The sequence below is a fragment of the Mesorhizobium sp. M0145 genome (assembly GCF_040322355.1).
In the GTDB taxonomy this organism is placed as follows: domain Bacteria; phylum Pseudomonadota; class Alphaproteobacteria; order Rhizobiales; family Rhizobiaceae; genus Mesorhizobium.
This window is the reverse complement of record NZ_JAMYTK010000013.1, coordinates 83,444-100,295: the sequence shown is the minus strand read 5'-3', so window position 1 is coordinate 100,295 and position 16,852 is coordinate 83,444. Positions and strand designations below refer to the sequence as shown.

The 16,852-nt window shown below is 61.4% G+C and carries 21 protein-coding genes and 1 pseudogene; 6 read left to right on the top strand and 16 right to left on the bottom strand.

Annotated features, from left to right (window positions below; all coding sequences use genetic code 11):
• Position 1 precedes the first annotated feature (1 nt).
• The 8 genes and pseudogenes from NKJ28_RS19510 to NKJ28_RS19475 all read right to left on the bottom strand — a co-directional run.
• Positions 2 to 877 (bottom strand): annotated as a pseudogene (locus tag NKJ28_RS19510) (NAD(P)-dependent oxidoreductase); the annotation flags it as partial.
• A gap of 58 nt (positions 878 to 935) precedes the next feature.
• The gene (locus NKJ28_RS19505; protein WP_352636729.1) at positions 936 to 1,763 is read right to left on the bottom strand and encodes an ABC transporter permease; all 828 of its coding nucleotides are present in this window, start codon (positions 1,761 to 1,763) and stop codon (positions 936 to 938) included.
• Positions 1,760 to 2,473 (bottom strand): ABC transporter permease, encoded by a 714-nt coding sequence (locus NKJ28_RS19500; protein ID WP_023675013.1) that lies wholly within the window; start codon positions 2,471 to 2,473, stop codon positions 1,760 to 1,762. Before NKJ28_RS19500 ends, NKJ28_RS19505 begins: the two co-directional genes overlap by 4 nt.
• 118 nt (positions 2,474 to 2,591) lie before the next feature.
• The gene (locus NKJ28_RS19495; RefSeq protein ID WP_023717637.1) at positions 2,592 to 3,374 is read right to left on the bottom strand and encodes an ABC transporter substrate-binding protein; all 783 of its coding nucleotides are present in this window, start codon (positions 3,372 to 3,374) and stop codon (positions 2,592 to 2,594) included.
• 213 nt (positions 3,375 to 3,587) lie between these two features.
• Entirely contained in the window at positions 3,588 to 4,097 is a 510-nt protein-coding gene (gene mobB, locus NKJ28_RS19490; RefSeq protein ID WP_352636728.1) for a molybdopterin-guanine dinucleotide biosynthesis protein B, read from the bottom strand.
• Positions 4,094 to 4,723, bottom strand: coding sequence for a molybdenum cofactor guanylyltransferase MobA (gene mobA, locus NKJ28_RS19485; protein ID WP_352593597.1), 630 nt, complete (start codon positions 4,721 to 4,723; stop codon positions 4,094 to 4,096). Before mobA ends, mobB begins: the two co-directional genes overlap by 4 nt.
• Positions 4,724 to 4,781: 58 nt before the next feature.
• A complete protein-coding gene (locus NKJ28_RS19480) occupies positions 4,782 to 5,702 on the bottom strand; it encodes a DMT family transporter (protein ID WP_352456740.1) in 921 nt (306 codons plus the stop codon).
• Between the two features lie 122 nt (positions 5,703 to 5,824).
• Positions 5,825 to 6,181 (bottom strand): hypothetical protein, encoded by a 357-nt coding sequence (locus NKJ28_RS19475; RefSeq protein ID WP_023675018.1) that lies wholly within the window; start codon positions 6,179 to 6,181, stop codon positions 5,825 to 5,827.
• 361 nt (positions 6,182 to 6,542) lie between these two features.
• On the opposite strand from NKJ28_RS19475, the gene NKJ28_RS19470 reads away from it, so the two are divergent.
• Positions 6,543 to 7,109, top strand: a complete 567-nt coding sequence (locus NKJ28_RS19470) for a DUF1579 family protein (protein WP_352636727.1) — start codon at positions 6,543 to 6,545, stop codon at positions 7,107 to 7,109.
• 51 nt (positions 7,110 to 7,160) lie between these two features.
• On the opposite strand, the gene NKJ28_RS19465 is transcribed toward NKJ28_RS19470, so the two are convergent.
• Together NKJ28_RS19465 and moaA are read right to left on the bottom strand one after the other, a co-directional pair.
• On the bottom strand, positions 7,161 to 7,634 hold the full coding sequence (locus NKJ28_RS19465) for a hypothetical protein (protein ID WP_352456743.1): 474 nt from the start codon (positions 7,632 to 7,634) through the stop codon (positions 7,161 to 7,163).
• A 55-nt stretch (positions 7,635 to 7,689) separates the two neighbouring features.
• Positions 7,690 to 8,685, bottom strand: a complete 996-nt coding sequence (gene moaA / locus NKJ28_RS19460; RefSeq protein ID WP_031211306.1) for a GTP 3',8-cyclase MoaA — start codon at positions 8,683 to 8,685, stop codon at positions 7,690 to 7,692.
• 199 nt (positions 8,686 to 8,884) lie between these two features.
• On the opposite strand from moaA, the gene NKJ28_RS19455 reads away from it, so the two are divergent.
• The gene (locus tag NKJ28_RS19455; RefSeq protein WP_352456745.1) at positions 8,885 to 9,238 is read left to right on the top strand and encodes a gamma-butyrobetaine hydroxylase family protein; all 354 of its coding nucleotides are present in this window, start codon (positions 8,885 to 8,887) and stop codon (positions 9,236 to 9,238) included.
• 23 nt (positions 9,239 to 9,261) lie between these two features.
• On the opposite strand, the gene NKJ28_RS19450 is transcribed toward NKJ28_RS19455, so the two are convergent.
• Positions 9,262 to 9,690 carry a nuclear transport factor 2 family protein gene (locus NKJ28_RS19450; protein WP_352636726.1) on the bottom strand — a complete coding sequence of 143 codons (429 nt, stop codon included), beginning with the start codon at positions 9,688 to 9,690 and terminating at the stop codon, positions 9,262 to 9,264.
• Positions 9,691 to 9,849: 159 nt separating this feature from the next.
• Between NKJ28_RS19450 and NKJ28_RS19445 the strand changes: the two genes are divergently transcribed.
• Positions 9,850 to 10,461, top strand: coding sequence for a pyridoxamine 5'-phosphate oxidase family protein (locus tag NKJ28_RS19445; protein ID WP_352636725.1), 612 nt, complete (start codon positions 9,850 to 9,852; stop codon positions 10,459 to 10,461).
• 27 nt (positions 10,462 to 10,488) lie between these two features.
• On the opposite strand, the gene NKJ28_RS19440 is transcribed toward NKJ28_RS19445, so the two are convergent.
• On the bottom strand, positions 10,489 to 10,941 hold the full coding sequence (locus NKJ28_RS19440; RefSeq protein WP_352448891.1) for a MarR family winged helix-turn-helix transcriptional regulator: 453 nt from the start codon (positions 10,939 to 10,941) through the stop codon (positions 10,489 to 10,491).
• A 47-nt stretch (positions 10,942 to 10,988) separates the two neighbouring features.
• Between NKJ28_RS19440 and NKJ28_RS19435 the strand changes: the two genes are divergently transcribed.
• Positions 10,989 to 11,897: an alpha/beta hydrolase gene (locus NKJ28_RS19435; protein WP_352636724.1), complete on the top strand. Its 909-nt coding sequence runs from the start codon at positions 10,989 to 10,991 to the stop codon at positions 11,895 to 11,897.
• A 34-nt stretch (positions 11,898 to 11,931) separates the two neighbouring features.
• Here NKJ28_RS19435 and NKJ28_RS19430 read toward each other — a convergent pair whose 3' ends face one another.
• Positions 11,932 to 12,546 (bottom strand): TetR/AcrR family transcriptional regulator, encoded by a 615-nt coding sequence (locus NKJ28_RS19430; protein WP_352636723.1) that lies wholly within the window; start codon positions 12,544 to 12,546, stop codon positions 11,932 to 11,934.
• 98 nt (positions 12,547 to 12,644) lie between these two features.
• Between NKJ28_RS19430 and NKJ28_RS19425 the strand changes: the two genes are divergently transcribed.
• Both NKJ28_RS19425 and NKJ28_RS19420 read left to right on the top strand, forming a co-directional pair.
• Positions 12,645 to 13,391, top strand: a complete 747-nt coding sequence (locus NKJ28_RS19425) for an SDR family NAD(P)-dependent oxidoreductase (RefSeq protein ID WP_352636722.1) — start codon at positions 12,645 to 12,647, stop codon at positions 13,389 to 13,391.
• A gap of 220 nt (positions 13,392 to 13,611) precedes the next feature.
• Positions 13,612 to 15,516, top strand: coding sequence for a L,D-transpeptidase family protein (locus NKJ28_RS19420; protein WP_352636721.1), 1,905 nt, complete (start codon positions 13,612 to 13,614; stop codon positions 15,514 to 15,516).
• A gap of 11 nt (positions 15,517 to 15,527) precedes the next feature.
• Here the strand turns inward: NKJ28_RS19420 and NKJ28_RS19415 are convergent, their stop codons facing one another.
• From NKJ28_RS19415 to NKJ28_RS19405, 3 genes are all read right to left on the bottom strand, one after another.
• Positions 15,528 to 16,004 carry a hypothetical protein gene (locus NKJ28_RS19415; RefSeq protein WP_352448896.1) on the bottom strand — a complete coding sequence of 159 codons (477 nt, stop codon included), beginning with the start codon at positions 16,002 to 16,004 and terminating at the stop codon, positions 15,528 to 15,530.
• A 125-nt stretch (positions 16,005 to 16,129) separates the two neighbouring features.
• Entirely contained in the window at positions 16,130 to 16,381 is a 252-nt protein-coding gene (locus NKJ28_RS19410) for a PepSY domain-containing protein (RefSeq protein WP_023675031.1), read from the bottom strand.
• Between the two features lie 136 nt (positions 16,382 to 16,517).
• Positions 16,518 to 16,796, bottom strand: coding sequence for a tyrosine-type recombinase/integrase (locus tag NKJ28_RS19405; protein ID WP_352636720.1), 279 nt, complete (start codon positions 16,794 to 16,796; stop codon positions 16,518 to 16,520).
• Positions 16,797 to 16,852: the final 56 nt, after the last annotated feature.

Here is a 16,852-nt window from a genome sequence, read left to right as displayed (position 1 = left end):
CCTATTTCTCCAGCCTTGCCAGCAGCGAGGACGTGTCCCAGCGCTTGCCGCCCATCGCCTGCACGTCCTTGTAGAACTGGTCGACAAGTGCCGTCACCGGCAGTTTGGCGCCGTTGCGGTCGGCCTCGGCGAGGCAGATGCCAAGATCCTTGCGCATCCAGTCGACGGCGAAGCCGAAATCATATTTGCCGGCATTCATCGTCTTGTGGCGGTTCTCCATCTGCCAGGAACCGGCGGCGCCTTTGGAGATAACCTCGATTACCTTTTCGATGTCGAGCCCAGCCTTCTTGCCGAAATGGATGCCCTCCGCCAGGCCCTGAACGCGGCCGGCGATGCAGATCTGGTTGATCATCTTGGTGAGTTGGCCAGCCCCGGCCGATCCCATCAATCCGACCATGCGGGCATAAGCATCTATAACTGGCTTGGCCCTGTCGAAGGCGTCGGGCTCGCCGCCGACCATCACGGTCAGCATGCCGTTCTCGGCGCCTGCCTGACCGCCGGAGACCGGGGCGTCGAGGAACGCAAACCCGAGCGCTTGCGCGTCCTGTGCCAGTTCGCGCGCGACCTCGGCCGATGCCGTGGTATTGTCGATGAAGATGGCGCCTTTCTTCATGGAATTGAAGGCGCCTTCGGCACCGGTCGTCACCGAGCGCAGATCGTCGTCATTGCCGACGCAGGAAAAGACGAAGTCCTTGCCCGCGGCCGCCTCCGCTGGCGTCGCGGCGAAGCTGCCGCCATGCTGGGCAACCCACTGCTCGGCCTTGGCGCTGGTGCGATTGTAGACGGTGACGTCGTGACCGCCCTTGTTCTTGAGATGTCCGGCCATCGGATAGCCCATGACGCCAAGACCAAGAAATGCCACCGAAGCCATGTTTTCGAATCCCTTAGAAGCCTGCTTTGCGGCCTTCTTACCGGATCAGGCAAGGCGATGGGAGTCAGCGGTGCAGATGGATGGTGATGCGCCGTTCGATCCACTCGACCGCGTGACGCAGGATCTCGACAATGATCAGATAGATGATCGCCGCCCAGATAAAGGACTGGAAGTCGAAAGTGCGCGCATAGGTGAGCTTCGTGATGCCCATCAGATCATAGACGGTGATGATGGCAACGATCGCCGAGCCCTTGATCATCAGGATGATCTCGTTGCCATACGGGCGCAGCGCCACGATCAGGGCCTGCGGCAGGATAATTTTCCGTAGGATTTGCACTTTGTGCAGGCCGAGCGAGGCGGCACCTTCCCATTGACCCCTCGGTACACTCTCGATCGCGCCGCGCAAAATCTCGGCTTGATAGGCGGCCGTATTCAGCGAAAAGGCGAAGATCGCGCAGTTGAACGCTTCGCGGAAGAAGCCCCACAGTCCGACCATCTCGAGCTCCGGCCGGAAGGAGCCGACCCCATAGTAGACCAGGAAGGTCTGCGCCAACAGCGGCGTGCCGCGAAAGAAATAGACATAGGCATAGGCAAACCCCGAAAGGATCGGGTTCTTCGACATGCGTGCATAGGCGATCGGCACAGACAGGATCGCACCAAGCACAATCGAGATGGCAACCAGCAACAGGGTGATGCCGAGGCCGGATATGTAGCCGGGTGCATATTTCTGGAAGAACTCCGGGTTCCACGCAGCGGTCAGGTAGACGACCATGCCGATGCCGAGAGCGATCCACAGGCCGACCAGGACATGGCCGAGGATGCGTTGGCGCGACCAGCCGCGTGCGGGGGGCGGCGGCCGGTCGACCTTCAGCGTGTCGGTGGCCAGGCTCATCTCTTGACCTCGCTGCCGCCGACCGCTCGTTCGATCGCATTGATGCCGAAGGAGGAGACGATCGCCAGCAGGAGATAGATCAGGCCGGCAAAACCATAAAACAGGAAGGCATGCTTGGTGACGCGAGCGGCAACCCCGCTCTGCCTGAGGATCTCGTTGAGCCCGACGGCCGAGACGAGCGCGGTGTCCTTGAGCAGGATAAGCCAGAGATTGGCAAGTCCGGGTAACGCGATGCGGATCAACTGCGGCAGCACGATCAGCCGCATCGTCTGGCCGCTGGACAGGCCAACCGAATAGCCTCCCTCATATTGCCCTTTTGGAATGGCGCGGAACGCGGATAAAAACACCTCGCTGGAATAAGAGGAAAAAATGAAGCAGAGCGCGATCATGCCGGCGACGAAGCTGTTGACGTCGGCGGACGTTCCGGGGCTCACCAGCCGGACAATGTACTGCAGGATCAATGGGATGCCGAAGAAGATCAGAAACAGCGTGAGCAGCTCGGGTATTCCGCGAAAAATCGTGGTGTAGATGTTCCCGGCCAGTCTCAGCGACGGCTCTTCCGACTGTTTGGCCAGCGCCACGAAAAAGCCGAGCGTCAGCCCGAAGGGCAGAGTGGCCAGCGCAAGACATACTGTGACAAACACACCCGCGGCGATGTCGTCGAGCCAGCCTTCGGGTCCCCAACTGAGAAGCGTCAGTGCGCTCTGCATCCGCCTGCCTGTTCTCCTTGAGGCTCTTTGAGACCCGTGCCGCGTCACCCCTCGTGCGCGGCATCCTTATAAGAACGGCGGGAATCTCCCGCCGTTCAAGTCCTCGTATGTCGGTCGATCAGGACTCGCCGCCATAAACATCATATTTGAAGTATTTGTCGTTGATTTCCTTGTACTTTCCGTTTGCTCGGATGGCGTCGATCGCCGCATTGAACTGGTTGACCAGATCGGTCTCGCCCTTGCGCACGGCAATGCCGGCGCCCGGACCGTGGATTTCGATGACCGGCTTGATTGTGCCGACCAGCTTGCAGCAGGCGCCGTCCGGCGAATCCAGCCATTGCTGCAGCACGACGATGTCGTCATTGGCGGCATCGAGCCGGCCATTGGCCAGATCGAGCTGGTATTCCTGTGCGGTCGGGTACGGCTTGACGGTGCTGTCGGTATAAGTCTTGGTCGAATAGTTGAAATGCGTGGTGGACGCCTGCACGCCGATCGTCTTGCCGGCCAAATCTTCCTTGGTGACACCCTTGATGTCGGTGTCCTTGGGCGCGGCAATCGCCGGCGGCGTATTGTAATATTTGTGGGTGAAGTCGACCTTCTCGGCGCGTTCCGGCGTGATCGACATCGACGCGACGATGGCGTCGAACTTGCCTGCCTGAAGGGCGGGAATGATGCCGTCCCAGTCCTGCGCGACAAAGGTGCACTTCACCTTCATCTCGTCGCAGAGCGCCTTGGCAATGTCGATATCGAAGCCTACGAGCTGGCCGTCGGCTGTCAGATTGTTGAATGGGGGATAGGCTCCCTCGGTGCCGATCCTCAAGGTCTTTTCCTGGGCCTGGGCAACGCCAAGCGTCAGCAGCGCAGCCGAAGCGGCAAGCGCGATACGCAGTGCAATACGCATAATGGTCCTCTCTGTTAGTCCCGGCCGTCGTTCCCGAACGGCTCTGTGGGCGGTGCTTTTGACCGCCCGCTGATGCGATATTCCCATTCTTTCCCAAGAAAAAGCAACTGCAAAACCGTCGCTTGAGGGAAGGTCATGTTCAGAAAGCGATGACGCTGGGTCAGACGCCTAAATTGGAAAGCAACTGGGCGGAAACTGTCTTCTGCCGCATTTTCAGCGCGACAGGCTTGTGGCGCGCTCGATGAAGTCAGCTATCGAATTCGTGTCGTCGAGATCGAAGGCCGGCAGGTCTTCGCCGACAATGGGGAAGTCGGAGGCGATGGCGACAATGTGTGGATCGCCTGCCGAGAGCGGTGTCCGGTCCTTGGCCTCGAGCCGTCTCGTCTCGATTTTCATGTGCGCTTCGCGCTTGTAACCCTCGACCAACACGATGTCGCACGGTGCCAGCCGTGACAGGATCGCGTCCAGCGTCGGCTCGTCCTCGCCGCGCAATTCGTGCATCAGCGCCCAGCGCCTGCCCGACACGACCGCGACCTCCATCGCTCCCGCCTGCCGGTGGCGAAAGCTGTCCGCTCCGGGTTTGTCGATGTCGAAATCATGATGGGCGTGTTTTACCGTCGACACTTTCCAGCCGCGCCGGACGAGTTCGGCTACCAGCTTTTCGGTCAATGTCGTCTTGCCGGAGTTCTTCCAGCCGGTGATGCCGAAAATACGTCTTTTCATGGCTTGATGCTCTGCAACAGATGCACGGCCTGGGCAAGGTCGTCGGGAGTGTTGATGTTGAAGAACGGATCGATCTCGGCCCCGCCGGATTTCAGGATGGGAAATTCCACCTCGACAAAACCGTGCCGGTCGATGAACGCCGCAACGCGCCGGTTGTCTTCCTCGACGAGAAATTGTCGCAAGACCTGATCTAACCCTAGCGGCCAGAGTGCAAAGGTCGGATGCCGTTTGCCGCCGGAACAGGCGACCGCAATCGAGCCGGGGCGTTCGTCGGCTGCCGCGAGCAGCCGCTCGACCATATCCCTGGGCAGGAAAGGCGTATCGCCGGCAGCCGTGACCAGCGCCTGGCAGGTCGTGTCGGAAGCCCATTCGAGGCCGGTCAGGATCCCGGCAAGCGGCCCGGCATAACCTTTGACAGTGTCGGCAAGCACCGGAAGCCCCGTTGCGGCAAACCGTGTCGGATCGCCATTGGCGTTTAGCGCAAGCGGTCCGACCTGCGGGCCAAGGCGCGAAACGACACGGTCGAGCAGGGTACCGTCGCCAAGCGCAAGCAGCGTCTTGTCGCCGCCACCCATCCGGCTCGATCGGCCGCCGGCCAGAATGATCCCTGCGATATGTCGGCCCATCGTTTGCTGCCTAGACCCAAAATCCAGTTTTCAAATCAGACAGTCGTCGACAGTCACTCTATATGCCGTCCGGCGCCATGTCCGGTCCAGTGCTTTCGGCGGCTGTTTTTCGCCGGCCGACGATCCGTTCGCGGTAGAGTGCATAGAGGCCTGACGCGATGATGATCGTGGCACCGAGGATCATCGGCAGATCGGGGACATCGCCGAAGATCGTGAAGCCAAGCAAGATCGACCAGAGCAGGGCGGTGTAGCGAAACGGCGCGATGAAGGAGATATCGCCCACCCGCATCGCCGTGATGATGAAGTGATAGCCGATGAGCACGAGCACCGCCGCCAGCGCCAGGAACGCCGTGCTTTGTCCTGTCATCGGTGTCCAGCCGCCCATCGGCGAAAGCAGTGCCGCGCCCAGAACTGTCATGGCAAGGGCGGTGGCGGTCGACACCAGCAATGTTGGAATTGCCTGCGGGATCCGCTTGGTAGCGAGATCGCGCACCGCGCAGCATGCGACGCTGGCCAGCGCCAGCAGAGAAAAGACGCTGAACCCTTCGAAGCCGGGCCGCACGATGATCAGCACGCCGGCAAAACCGGCGGCAATGGCCAGCCAGCGCCGCCAGCCGACGCCCTCGTTGAACACAAGCGCGGCGCCCATCGTCACCGCCAGCGGCAGCGCCTGCAGTACGGCGGAGACATTGGCGATCGGAAGGTGTGCCAGAGCAACCAGGAACGACACGGTGGCGCCGGCCTCGCCGGCGACGCGCAGCGCAACGGTCGGCTGCAGCATCGAACCTGGCCGGGCAAGCGCGCCCCGTTGCCACGCAAGCAGGCCAACGAAAAGCGAAGCGAAGGCGCCGCGGATCAGCATGACCTGCGCCATGTTCATCGATTCTGATGAGAATTTGGTGATCGCGTCGTTCAGAGTGAAACCAGCCATGGCCACCATCATGAACAACGCGCCGCGGAGGTTTGGCGAAAGAGGCAAGGCGATTACCGGGTGAGTCCTGCAGCAAGCGTCTAGCAGGCACCCACAAGACAGCAACGTCAAAGGGCTGGGCCACAGCCTTTCTGTGGCCCGTGACATCTGCCGCGCAAGAGCGGCAGGGCTTATTTGGGCGTCAGTACCTCGGTGCCGTTGCCTTCCTTGCCGGCAATCGTCCACAGGCCATGCAGCGAGCCGTCTTCCTGCACCTTGTAGACAACTAGACCGACCGCCTTGCCCATGACATAGCCGGCGGAGAAGGCATCGTCGTTGCGCATGCAGATACCGTCCGAGGACGAGCCGCCTGTCTCCCAATGGATCGTGCAGGTCGTCTCGCTGGTCAGCGTGATCGTGGCGTCGCCACCATAGGACGACCCATCGAAATTGGTGCCGGCCACGGCATAGGTGCCGCCGATCGACTGAGCCGCCGCGGGCAGGGCCGCGAGGCTGAGCAATGCAAGAGAAAGAATGAGTTTGCGCATATCGTATTCCCCCACTGGGCGAAGAACCGCTCCAGAGCAGAGGCTAGGCCCGAATGGGCTTGCGGTAAATCCGGTGACCGTTTGCGGACAAGACCTTTTCTGGGTGTGACCCCAAAAAAGGTGCCGTTCTAAAGGATGGGTTCGGAGGGCAAATTTGTCACACTGCGGCTCGAGGAGAATTTTTCGACGAGATCAAATTTGCTCGGCAAGATTCACCAAATTGGTCATTGTAAGCTTCTGATCGTGTTGGGGAGATGGTCCATGATGAATGCACGAGGCAATGCGGACTGGCTTGGCACAGGCAGCAGGCGGCATGTTTCGTCGGCTTTTCCGGTTCTCCTCTGCCCTGGCGGTTATCCTCATGGCGATAGCGCCTGCGTTCGCCGAGAACGGCGCTTCGGCGTCGGCAGTCGAACGGATGTCCACGCCGGGTCACGAAGCGGATGAGCTCGCTCGCCGCGTCGGGAAATGGTCCGTCGTCAACACGATCTGGCCAACGCCCGGCGCCCAGCCGATCGTGATGACGGGGCTGGTGGCCGAGCGCACGATGATCGGTCCCTTCATGCAGGAGGTGATGCGCCCGGCGCCCGGGTCGAAAATGCCGGACTTCCAGCGGATAGCCTATTTGAGCTATGACCGGGTGGAGGGCCGCTGGAAGTATGTCTCCATGGACACCCGTTTCCCGGCAGGGATCATGCCCGCCTGGAGTTTTGGTGGCGAGGAGGACGGCAAGATTTCACTGCTGTTCCAGCCGCTTGGTTTCGTCGGCTTCGGCCCCGAGGTCGAAGGGCGGTTCACGGCCTCCGATTTCGTCATTTCCAGGGACGGCGACAATCACGAAGTGGCCGAGCAACATTTCCTCCAGGCCAATGGCAGCGGCAAAAAATGGCTTGCCGTACGATATGACTACACGCGCCAACAACCGTGACTCGCTAGCAAAAACAATAGGCTGCCAATAAGTTCTGACGTCGCCGGATGCTCACGGTCCCCTGAGGCTGCCGGCGATCGCATCGACGAGCGGGTCGTATTTCGATTTCAGGGCTGGCGGGTAGTCGATCCAGACCGTGCGGATGACACCGTCTTTTCCAAACAGGCGGCGTTCATAGAAGATGTTCCCGCCTTTGATGCCCGACAGCACCGCCCAGTCCTTGCCGGTCTTGCTGTAGGTGATCCTGTAGCCAGGTTCCTTGCTGGCCCTCTCGGCGGAGACGAAGGCTGTCGGGGTGTCATCATCGATGTTGAGGATACCCGAACAGATCAGGCTGGCGCCATCGGCAGTGAGCCATTGTTGTCCATCGCCATTGTCCGGCTCAGGCTGGCGAAGAGTGAAGATTTCATCCGGATAGGTGCAGATGGTACCGAAGCGCTCGTTCGTGTAGGTAAATGGCGCGGCAACTGCCGTGGTCCCCGCCATCACTCCGAAAAACGTCAGGACTGCAAAAAACCGCTGCACGCCTTGCCTCGCGCCGATACCAAGGTGATTATTCTTGCACGAAATCGGCGAAAAATCAGCCGCCGGTGACGCTCATATGCCGCGACACCGACGGACGGTTGGTGCGGCGATCGATGATGAAGTCGTGGCCTTTGGGCTTGCGGCCGATTGCTTCGTCGATGGCATCGGCGACCAGCTCGTTGCCTTCCGACGCACGCAGCGGCGCGCGCAGGTCGGCCGCATCTTCCTGGCCGAGGCACATGTAAAGGGTGCCGGTGCAGGTCAGCCGGACCCGGTTGCAGCTTTCGCAGAAATTATGCGTCATCGGCGTGATGAAGCCCAGCCGTCCGCCGGTCTCGGCGACTTGGACATAGCGGGCCGGGCCACCGGTCTTGTAGGGAATGTCGCTTAGCGTGAACTGGCGTTCGAGAGCCGCGCGCAGCAGCGACAGCGGCAAATACTGGTCGGTGCGGTCGGCGTCGATCTCGCCCATCGGCATGGTTTCGATGACCGTCAGATCCATGCCGCGGCCATGCGCCCAGCGCAGCATTTCCGGCAATTCGGCGTCATTGAAGTCCTTCAACGCCACGGCGTTGAGCTTTACCTTTAGCCCGGCCGCCTGCGCGGCGTCGATGCCGTCCATGACCTTGTCTAGATTGCCCCAGCGGGTGATCTGGCGGAATTTGTCGGCATCGAGGGTATCGAGCGAGACGTTAATGCGCTTGACGCCGCAGTCGGCGAGCTCGGTGGCAAAGCGGGAAAGCTGCGATCCGTTGGTGGTCAGCGTCAGCTCTTCCAGTGCACCACTCTCGAGATGCCGCGAAAGCTGGCGTACCAGGTGCATGATGTTCTTGCGCACAAGCGGCTCACCGCCGGTGAGGCGGAGCTTGCGCACACCCTTTTCGATGAAGACCGTGCAGAGCCGGTCGAGCTCTTCCAGCGACAGCAGGTCCTTCTTCGGCAGGAACGTCATGTCCTCGGCCATGCAATAGGTGCAGCGGAAATCGCAGCGGTCGGTGACCGACACGCGCAGGTAGGTGATCGTGCGACCGAAAGGATCGATCATATCCATGCTTGTGCGCTTCCCGTGGGCGTGAACGGCTTCGTTATATATGGCTATGTGATACGAGCCAACTTGGCATTCAAGATAGAAGCTCGCGATCATCGGTAACATTCCGACGCCGACAGATCATGTCGGAACTTTCCATGCGGCCTTTTCCCTCGACGCGAAGCGGCGTAGGGAAGGGCAGTTCTCCGCAGGATCCACCACCATGACAGCGCCAAAAGAACTTAGGGTCTCGAAGGACCGCAAGCTGCTTTCCGTCACCTTTCCGGGCCATCAGCCGTTCGAATTGTCGGCCGAGCTGCTGCGCGTCGCCTCGCCATCGGCCGAGGTGCAGGGCCATTCGCCCGAACAGCGCGTCACCGTTCCCGGCAAGCGCAATGTAGCGATTCTGAAGATCGAGCCGGTCGGCAATTATGCCGTGCGCATCACCTTCGACGATTTCCATGATACCGGCATCTTCACCTGGAATTACCTGCATACGCTGGGTCATGAGAAGGATGCACGCTGGGCCGCCTATCTCGCCGAACTGGAAGAGAAGGGGCTGAGCCGCGACCGTTGAATGGATCCCGCAGGACTCTCAGGTCAACGCAGGATCGCCAGTATCTCGCTGGTGTCGTAATAAAACGGCGTGCCTTCGATCAGCCGGTCATCCTTGAAGCGCAAGACTTCGGCAAACGGCTGTTTGATGGTTGCACCATTGGCCCACGATGTCAGCGAAAGCGAGCAGCTCATGAACACCGTGTCATCGTTTTGGGCGACCTGAAGGTCCTCCACCGCCACGTCGCTCCAGATTTCCCGCATTTTGCGGAAAAGGGCGCCAACGCCGTCGAGGCCGTTCCAGTCACCGGCATAGGGCAGGGAGCGCGGCTCATGCACGACAATGTCGGCATGAAATGCGCCGGCAAGCACATCGAGGCTCTCCGAGCCTGATTGCAGGAAACGCATTTCAACATTGAACATGTTTTCAATAAGTTCCATGGCGGTGCGTCGCCGGTCGAGCGGTTTATCCATTTTTGACCTCCGTATCCGTTGGCACGATCATGCAGGTAAAGCGGTTTGCCCTTGTTTGCGTTGCCTCGACACCCGTTTCCTGATGACCGGCAAACGGGCACTTGTCGTGAAAACGTCATCCATCTGGAGTAGCGCCGGCAAAGCTTTGGAGACGAAAACATGTCCATGATCACCAGCATCGAACAGCTTGAAGCGCTCTATGGCCCGCCCGGCGAGGCGTCGGTGGTCAAGGAACTCGACCAACTGATTCGCGAATACGCAGCTATCATCGAGGCTTCGCCGTTTGCCGCGCTCGCAACCTGCGGGCCAGAAGGGCTGGACTGCTCGCCGCGCGGCGATCTCGCCGGCTTCGTCCGCATCCACGATCCGAAAACGCTGATGATGCCGGACCGGCGCGGCAACAACCGTGCCGATTCGCTAAGGAACATCCTTCGCGATCCGCGCGTCGCGCTTCTGTTCCTGGTGCCGGGTTCCGGCACGACACTGCGCGTCAATGGCCGCGCCCACATCACCACCGATACCGGGCTCTGCGCCTCGTTCGCCGTCGAGGGCAAGCCGGCGCGCTCGGTGACGATCATCGAGATCGATGCGGTTTATTTCCAGTGCGCCCGCGCCATCCACCGATCGGAACTGTGGAATCCGGCAAGGCATGTCGACCCGAGATCGCTGCCGACTCCCGGCCAAATCCTGGAAATCACCAGCCGCAAGAACATTGACGGCGAGGTCTACGACAAGGAATGGCCCGAGCGCGCGAAAAAATCGATGTGGTGAAGCAGTTGGTGGTGGAGCACTGGGCTGTCAGGCGGTCTTCAAAACCTCGGCAATCCTACGCATCTGTTCGCCGATCATGTCACATTGTTCCGGCGTCGACTGGCTCATCGCCTTCTCGATCAGCGCCATATGGACCTTCAGCGCCTGCATCAGCAGTGCCTCGCCGGCCTCTGTCAACGTCAGCCTCAGCACGCGCTTGTCCTTCTCGTCGCCCTCGCGGCGCAGCAGGCCACGGGTCTCCAGCTGAGGCAAAAGCATGGTGATGTTGGAGCGGCCGACGAGCAGCCGACGAGCAAGGTCGTGCTGCGACATGCCGGGATGACGGTAGAGGTTCATCAGCACGTCGAGCTGCGCCGGCTTCAGGTCGAGCGGCGCAAGCTTCACCGCCAGGGTGCGTTCCACCACATGGCAGGCGCGCGCCACCGCGACCCAGTTGCGAAAACGCGGGTTGTCCCAGGGCAGGTCTTGCTTAATGTTCATGTTTGAACTATTATGTTCATGCTTGAACCAATGAATGGATCGCCACTATGGCATCATTTGGACTGAAGGTCATCCGCGGCACGTTCGGCGTGGCTGAGCATGTGGCACCGCGACTCACCGGGCGTGCTGCATTCGAGCTGTTCTGCCGCACGCCGCACGAGAAGAGCTTGAGCAAAGGCGAGCGCCGCGCAATTGATCGCGCCGCCGATTTCATGACCCAGGCACGCCATCACCGGCTAAAGACCAGAACCGGCTGCGTCATGGTGCATGAATTCCGGCCCGAGCCGGGCAGGGCGACTGCCGGCACCGTGCTCGTCATCCATGGTTGGCGTTCGCGCACCGAATACATGCGCGCGCTGATCGAAGCCTATCGCGATGCCGGCTACAAGGTGGTCTCGCTCGATCTGCCGGGCCACGGCCAGTCGCAGGGCCGCCGGCTTACCCTGGTCAGTGCGGTCGATGCGGCACGGGTTGCCGGCGAATGGTTCGGCCCGTTCGCGGCCATTGTCGGCCATTCCTTCGGTGGTGCCGTTGCCGCCAACGCCGTCGCCGGTTCGATCAGGAACATCCCGCGATTGGCGGCCGGGCGGCTGGTGCTTATCGCCGCGCCGAGCTCGCTGCCGGCGATCTTCGCTGATTTCAGCCGCATGCTGAATGTCGGCTCGCGCTCGCAGGCCGCCATGGCCGACCGGGCCGAGCGCATCGCCGGCCGGCCGTTGCACGAGTTCACCGGTGACCGCCAGCTCGCAAGCACGCCGCTGCCGACGCTGGTGATCCACGCGCCGGACGACCGCGAAGTGTCCGCCGAGCATGCAAGGCTCTACACGCGCGCCGGAGACCATGTGCGGCTTTACTGGGCCGACGGGCTCGGCCACCGCCGCATTCTCGCCGACAGGGGTGTGGCGGAGCGTGCCGTTGGCTTCGTTGCCGGCAGACTGGAGCCGTCTCTGCAGTGACCTGAATATCGTTCTTGTCAGCCGGTTTCGACCGTCACGCCGCCCCGGTGCTGGCCATCGCTATCCAAGCCGCCATTGCCCCGGCCACCGTCGCCAGAAGAGCCGAGCGCGACGCGCCGTCGCGCGCCTGGATCGACATGCCGTGCTGCACGGTCGCGTAGAAGGTCGCGGCTGTACCGCAGTCGAAATCGGCCGGCAACTCCCCCTCGGCCACGCCACGCTCGAGCCGTCTCAGCAAGGCTTCGCGGTTTTCGGCGCGGCGACGGCGCAGATCATCGCAGATGGCGCCGCGGCTTGAGTCCTGGTGCAATGCGCCGAGCGCGATCAGGCAGCCTTGCGGGCGACCGGTCTGTGAATAGGCCCTGGCCGTCTGCCGCAGGAACCGCTCGACCGCCTGGCGCGCGGTCGGCGCCTTTTCCAGCGCGGACCAGATCTCGGTTCCCTCGACCCGCGTGTAAAGCTCGGTTGCCTCGAGAAACAGCGCTTCCTTGCTGCCGAAGGCGGCATAGAGGCTGGGAGAGTTGATGCCCATTGCAGCGGTCAGGTCGCTTATCGACGCGCCCTCATAACCCTTGACCCAAAACACTTCCATTGCGCGCCGCAAGGCGGCGGCTCGATCGAAGGTGCGGGGGCGGCCTCGTTCCGGCATGGCATCCTTTCTGTATTGATCGATACATAATTCGGTTGACGTGGTTCAGCAAGGCTGGCAGATATTTATGTATCAATCACTACAAAATGGAGAAGCAGGTGTCATCCAGAAGCTTGAACGGCAAGGCCGCCCTCGTCACCGGCGGCAGCCGCGGCATTGGTGCGGCGATCGCAAGAAGGCTCGCGGCCGACGGCGCAGGCGTGGCGATCACCTATGTGAATGGCGAGGAAGGGGCGCGTGCGGTGGTCAGGGAAATCGAGGCGGCCGGCGGCCGGACCTTTGCCATCAAGGCCGACAATCGCGATGCTGGTGCGATCGAGGCGGCAGTCGATGAGGCAGCAAAAGCCTTCGGACGGCTCGACATCCTGGTCAATAGCGCCGGCATCTGGCGCGCTGCGCCGATCGATGTCCTGTCGCTTGCCGATTTCGATGAGACAATGGAGGTCAACCTCAGAGCCCCGTTCGTCGCCGCCAAGGCGGCAGCAGCGCATATGGGCGAGGGTGGCCGGATCATCTCGATCGGCAGCAATCTGGCCGAGCGTGCCACCGACACCGGCCTGAGCGCCTATTCGGCCAGCAAGGCTGCCTTGGTTGGCCTGACCAAGGCCTTTGCACGCGATCTCGGTCCGCGCGGCATCACCGCCAATGTCGTCCATCCGGGGTCGACCGATACCGACATGAATCCGGCAGCCGGCCCGCACGCCGAGCATCAGCGCCAGAAGATGGCGATGCCTCGCTTCGGCACGGCCGACGAGATCGCCGGCATGGTCGCCTGGCTTGCCGGTCCCGAAGGGCGCTTCGTGACAGGCACGGCATTGACCATCGACGGCGGCGCCAACGCTTGAGGCTTGGCTCACGGGCACTACCATTGATCGGGGGCGATGGCGGATCGGCTCGACCCGTCACGATCTTGTGAAACCGTTCTGCAACAGACGTTCCGAAATTTATGGAAGCTTAACGAAATCAGTATGAATCAGTGTAGTCACGCCTTACATCCGCCATGCGGTGGGCGAGACCGTGAAAGCGGCGCGGAATGGGATCCGGTTCAACCGGAGCGGGTGATCCATGAAACTCTTTGGAAACAAAGCAACCGTGCTGCCGTTTGCGGTGGCCGCGGCAATGCTGGCCTTCGGGGCGCCGAAGGCTGAAGCGCAAGGGTTCTTCGACATGCTTTTCGGCGGCGGCGTCAAACACGCACCGCCGAAAGGTAACTTTCCGCCGCCACCGTCAAAATACAAGCCGAAGCCCAAGGCGCCGGCCGCTTCCGGTGGTGGGGGCGGTGGTGGTGCGCAAATCAGCGGCCCGTCCTATTATACCTACAAGAGCGATCCGCTGGTGCGCGTCGATTTTTCGGCACTGTCGGCAGCGCCTGAACCAGCAACGCCTCAGGACGCTGCTTTCGAGCCGGCGGCCACCGGGGCTGCATTCCGCGAAGCCATTGCCGGCCTCGACGGCTATGACCTCTACGCCGAGAAGGACACCGCCAAGGCGCTGATCGCCTATTACTCGGCCAATCCGGATTTCATCTGGGTGACGGGAACCAGTCCCAGCAGCCGTGCCCAGGATGCCGTGCGGGTGCTGGGCGAGGCCGCGAGCTACGGCCTGACGCCCGCCGACTACACCGTCGAAGTTCCGGCAGCAGGCACATCGGCGGGCAATGTCGATGAACGCCTGAAAGAGCTGGTCCGCTTCGAGATGGCGCTGTCGGCGCGTGTCCTGCGCTACGCCCGTGACGCACAAAGCGGCCGCGTCGATCCCAACCGCATGACCGGCTACTACGATTTTCCGCCGAAGCCGCTCGACATGGAAGGGGTGCTGAAGACGCTGGCCCATACCCAGCAAGTGCGCACTTATCTCGAGTCACGGCATCCACAGAATTCCGAGTATCAGGCGCTGCGCGTCGAACTGGAAGCGCTCCAGGCCAGCGCCGAAGACGAAATCACCATCGATCCCAACCTGCTGTTGAAGCCGGGGCAGACCAGCCCCGAGCTGCCGAAGCTTTTGACAAAGATCGCGCGCAATCTCGATGACGAGATGGGCGGCGCCTATGGCGAGGTCCTGGCGAGGCTCGCCGCCAGCGAGGTCTACGATCCGGAGCTGGTGCCGGTGATCAAGGCGGTGCAGAAACGGGCCGGCATGAAAGGCGACGGCGTCATCGGCCCGCGTACCGTTGCATCGTTGGCCGGAACGTCCAAGGCCGACAAAATTCAGAAGGTTCGGGTTGCGCTCGAAGAGTTGCGCTGGTTGCCTTCCGACCTTGGCAGCCCGCGCGTCTTCATCAACCAGCCGGCTTTCACCGCGAGCTATATCGATGATGGCGAGGAGAAGCTGAAGACCCGCGCCGTGGTTGGCAGGCCCACCAACCAGACTGCTTTCTTCTATGACCAGATAGAGCAGGTCGACTTCCATCCCTATTGGGGCGTGCCGCAGTCGATCCTGGTCAACGAGATGCTGCCGCGGCTGCGCCGGGATCCTGGCTATCTTGACCGCGCCGGCTACGAGGTGGTCAATGCCCGCGGCAAGCGCATTCCCTCGTCCTCGGTCAATTGGGGCGCCTACGGCGCAAAGATACCCTACGGCGTGCGCCAGCTGCCGAGCGAGGCCAACGCGCTGGGCGAGCTGAAGATACTGTTCCCCAACAAGCATGCAATCTACATGCACGATACGCCGCAGAAGTCGTTTTTCCAGCGCGACATGCGTGCGCTCAGCCATGGCTGCGTTCGCTTGCAGGATCCGCGCGGCATGGCCGCTGCCGTGCTCGGCACCTCGGTCGACTACATCGAGGACAGACTGAAACACGGACATTCGACCGAGGACGTGACACGCAAGATCCCGGTCTATGTCGCCTATTTCACCGCATGGCCGGACCTGTCCGGTACCGTCGAATACTTCAACGACGTCTACGGCCGCGATACAAGGCTGCAGCAGGCACTCGACAGCACGGAAGCGGTGCGTTCGCCGGCAAGCTGACGAATGCGGTTCTAGCGCTGAAACAGCGGACGCCGGAAACCGGCGTCGCGTCCGGCGATGAGCCAATAGACCAAGCCCGCGACAACGCCTGCGGCGGCAATGATGCCGATATCGGCCCAGCGCTCCGGGTTCGTGTCATCCGGTACACTGGGCCAGATCAAGGCGAAGCCGCCAACCGCGGCCGCCGCGCCGAAGACCATGTGCAGCCAAAAACTGCGCAGCGAGAAAAACTCGGCAATCAGTGCGAAGATCAGCGTCTGCAGGCCGGTCAGCACGATCGTCAGAAAATAGATGAACATGCCTAGCGGCGGCAACAGCAGCACCGCAACGGGGGTGACACCCATGACGTCGAAATAATTCGGCGCATTTGGCAGCGAACTCAGCCCGCCATAGATCGCCGCCACCGCGATCAGCCCAACCAGTACCGCTATGAAATAACCCGCGAGCATCATCAGAAAGCGTTTCAATACGTGCTTTACCGTCGCCATGCCCACCCCCGCGCGCAATGATAGCACCGCAGTCAGCCATCAAAGTCATATCTGCGCAAGTGCATGCCCAAGGCCGGGTGCCTCCGGGCGCGCCTTTTTCGAATGCTGACCTTTGCAGGCAGCGACTATTTCGGCGCGGCTGTCACCGGATCGTAGGTGATTTCGACTTTCGCCTTGTCGCTCGTGTAATAAATGACGGTGTAGCCATCGCTGTCCCAATCGATTTCCTTGATGTAGCGGAAGTCGTCGCGCTGCTCGACCTTGGCGATGATTTCCGACAGCTTCTTGGCATTCTGCGGCGGCACCGGATTTTCGTCCGCGGCAAAGGCCGATCCGCCGACAAGCAGCACGGCGGCCGCCAAAACAAGTCTGGACATGGCTTTCCCTCACATCTCGATCAGCAGAAACTCGTTTCTATGTAGGTTTGTTCCGGGATAGCGGACCGTTGCGCTACAAGGAGGCGCCGTCCGTACCTGATTTATGGCTGCCGAAAGAAAGGCAGCTCGCTAAAAATCATGATGCGGCGAGGGGGCGACCTGCAGCTGCGAGGTAAGCCGGGTCATAGGCCGTGTAGCGCTCCGTAACGCCCGGCCGCCTGTGTCCGAGCTGGGTGGCAGTGTCCCACTCACTCACGCCCTCTCGGCGCATCCAGCGGGCCGCTGTGTGCCTCAGGCTGTAGGGATTAACCTTGTCATCCAGTCCCGCAGCAACGCGGGCAGCACGCCACTCAGTTTTGACATCCTGCACCGGCGCTGTCTTGTAAGGCAGAATAAATACCAGCCAGAGAATCATGTGGCAAAGCCCACTTCTTGACCAGCGATTTCGAGCGTTAGCGTGTATAAGCGCTC

Excerpts from the sequence above, each read along its gene's own strand:
- NKJ28_RS19505 (WP_352636729.1), bottom strand. The coding sequence starts at position 1,763 with ATGAGCCTGGCCACCGACACGCTGAAGGTCGACCGGCCGCCGCCCCCC.
- NKJ28_RS19500 (WP_023675013.1), bottom strand. The coding sequence starts at position 2,473 with ATGCAGAGCGCACTGACGCTTCTCAGTTGGGGACCCGAAGGCTGGCTC.
- NKJ28_RS19495 (WP_023717637.1), bottom strand. The coding sequence starts at position 3,374 with ATGCGTATTGCACTGCGTATCGCGCTTGCCGCTTCGGCTGCGCTGCTG.
- mobB (WP_352636728.1), bottom strand. The coding sequence starts at position 4,097 with ATGAAAAGACGTATTTTCGGCATCACCGGCTGGAAGAACTCCGGCAAG.
- mobA (WP_352593597.1), bottom strand. The coding sequence starts at position 4,723 with ATGGGCCGACATATCGCAGGGATCATTCTGGCCGGCGGCCGATCGAGC.
- NKJ28_RS19475 (WP_023675018.1), bottom strand. The coding sequence starts at position 6,181 with ATGCGCAAACTCATTCTTTCTCTTGCATTGCTCAGCCTCGCGGCCCTG.
- NKJ28_RS19470 (WP_352636727.1), top strand. The coding sequence starts at position 6,543 with ATGGCGATAGCGCCTGCGTTCGCCGAGAACGGCGCTTCGGCGTCGGCA.
- moaA (WP_031211306.1), bottom strand. The coding sequence starts at position 8,685 with ATGGATATGATCGATCCTTTCGGTCGCACGATCACCTACCTGCGCGTG.
- NKJ28_RS19455 (WP_352456745.1), top strand. The coding sequence starts at position 8,885 with ATGACAGCGCCAAAAGAACTTAGGGTCTCGAAGGACCGCAAGCTGCTT.
- NKJ28_RS19450 (WP_352636726.1), bottom strand. The coding sequence starts at position 9,690 with ATGGATAAACCGCTCGACCGGCGACGCACCGCCATGGAACTTATTGAA.
- NKJ28_RS19445 (WP_352636725.1), top strand. The coding sequence starts at position 9,850 with ATGTCCATGATCACCAGCATCGAACAGCTTGAAGCGCTCTATGGCCCG.
- NKJ28_RS19440 (WP_352448891.1), bottom strand. The coding sequence starts at position 10,941 with ATGAACATTAAGCAAGACCTGCCCTGGGACAACCCGCGTTTTCGCAAC.
- NKJ28_RS19435 (WP_352636724.1), top strand. The coding sequence starts at position 10,989 with ATGGCATCATTTGGACTGAAGGTCATCCGCGGCACGTTCGGCGTGGCT.
- NKJ28_RS19430 (WP_352636723.1), bottom strand. The coding sequence starts at position 12,546 with ATGCCGGAACGAGGCCGCCCCCGCACCTTCGATCGAGCCGCCGCCTTG.
- NKJ28_RS19420 (WP_352636721.1), top strand. The coding sequence starts at position 13,612 with ATGAAACTCTTTGGAAACAAAGCAACCGTGCTGCCGTTTGCGGTGGCC.
- NKJ28_RS19415 (WP_352448896.1), bottom strand. The coding sequence starts at position 16,004 with ATGGCGACGGTAAAGCACGTATTGAAACGCTTTCTGATGATGCTCGCG.
- NKJ28_RS19410 (WP_023675031.1), bottom strand. The coding sequence starts at position 16,381 with ATGTCCAGACTTGTTTTGGCGGCCGCCGTGCTGCTTGTCGGCGGATCG.
- NKJ28_RS19405 (WP_352636720.1), bottom strand. The coding sequence starts at position 16,796 with ATGATTCTCTGGCTGGTATTTATTCTGCCTTACAAGACAGCGCCGGTG.